Raw genomic sequence first — 1,239 nt, forward strand, 5'->3', positions numbered from 1 at the left:
GCTTACCGACTGGAACGACACCGCCGTCGAGCCTCTGGCAGGCGCCGGTTCCGTTGCCCGGCTGTTCGAGGCGCGGGCCGCCGGGACCCCGGACGCGGTCGCGGTGGTGTGCGAGGACGACGAGCTGACGTTCGCGGAGCTGGACGCGCGGGCGAACCGACTCGCCCACCTGCTAAGGGACCGGGGCGTCGGCCCCGAGTCGGTGGTGGGCCTGTGCCTGCCGCGCGGCGTGGACGCGGTCACCGCGATCCTGGCCGCGTGGAAGGCCGGGGCGGGCTATCTGCCGGTCGACGCGGCGTACCCGGCGGAGCGGATCTCCTTCATGCTGGCCGACTGCCAGGTCGCGGTGCTGCTCGGCACCGCACAGGTCCTGCGCGAACTTCCGGTGGAGGACGTGCCCGTCGTCGCGCTGGACGACCCGGAGTGCGTCGCGGACCTGGCGGCCCGCCCGGTGGATGCACCCAGGGCGGAGGTGTCGCCGGACGGACTGGCGTATGTGATCTACACCTCGGGCTCGACGGGCCGCCCCAAGGGCGTGGCCGTCACCCACGGCGGCGTCGCCAACTACGTCCTGTGGGCGGCCGACGCCTACGGCATGGGCGACGGCGGAGGAGCGCCGCTGCACTCCTCGCTGTCCTTCGACCTGACCGTGACCAGCGTGCTGCTGCCGCTGGTGTCCGGTTCGCCGGTCGTGATCAGCGAGGAGGGCGGCGCCGAGGGACTCGCGGACCTGCTGCGCACGGGCGGCGGATTCGGGCTGGCGAAGGTCGTCCCCGCGCACCTGCCGTTGCTGGCCGACATGCTCCCGGACGATCGGGTACTAGGCGCCGCGCGCCAGTGGATCGTCGGTGGCGAGGCGCTCGCCGGAGCCGATGTGCGCGCCTGGCTGGACCGGGCGCCGGATTCCGTGCTCGTCAACGAGTACGGGCCGACCGAGACGGTGGTCGGATGCTGCGTGTACACGGTGAAGGCCGGCCAGGAGGTCGGCGAGTCCGTGCCGATCGGCAGGCCCATCGCGAACACCCGGCTGTACGTGCTGGACGAACACCTGGCCCCGGTACCGCCTGGTGTGGCGGGCGAGCTGTACATCGCGGGCGCGGGCGTGGCCCGTGGCTATGTGGGCCGGCCCGGCCTGACGGCGGAACGGTTCGTCGCGGACCTCTTCGCGGCCGACGGCTCACGGATGTACCGGTCGGGCGACCGCGTGCGCTGGCGGGCCGACGGTGAACTGGAGTACCT

The 1,239-nt window shown here is 73.2% G+C and carries 1 protein-coding gene; it reads left to right on the plus strand.

Going from position 1 to position 1,239, the window contains the following annotated elements:
* On the plus strand, positions 1-1,239 hold a 1,239-nt coding region (locus OF819_RS28975; RefSeq protein ID WP_267246624.1), incomplete at both ends, for a non-ribosomal peptide synthetase.

This window comes from Streptomyces sp. PR69 (genome assembly GCF_026420845.1).
Lineage (GTDB): Bacteria > Actinomycetota > Actinomycetes > Streptomycetales > Streptomycetaceae > Streptomyces.